The organism is Paraburkholderia sp. SIMBA_027, assembly GCF_046535315.1.
Lineage (GTDB): Bacteria > Pseudomonadota > Gammaproteobacteria > Burkholderiales > Burkholderiaceae > Paraburkholderia > Paraburkholderia tropica.
Window position 1 is genome coordinate 1 of sequence record NZ_JAWRWY010000557.1, and the last position, 272, is coordinate 272.

The following is a 272-nucleotide window of genomic DNA, read 5'->3' on the forward strand; positions in this document are numbered from 1 at the left end:
CGGCGAAGCGCTCGGGATATTTCTCGACAAGCTCGGCCTGGCCGTCATTGGCAATGCGGGCAAATTCGGTGGCGAGCTCCGGGCCGCCCATCGCTTCCAGCGGCGGCATGCCCAGCGAGATGATCTGCCGGTAGTCAGGAAACTCGTCCATGACGCGGAAGCGGGTTTCGAGATCGTAGATGCAGGGTACGCCCTGCATGCGACGGCCGATATCCTTGCCAGCGCCGTCGAGCTTCTGGATGCGCTCCCAGAGCGCCTTCGGGAAGAAATGG

At 63.2% G+C, this 272-nt stretch carries 1 pseudogene; it reads right to left on the minus strand.

The window, feature by feature from the left end:
* Positions 1–272, minus strand: a pseudogene (locus SB764_RS40245) (hypothetical protein); the annotation flags it as partial.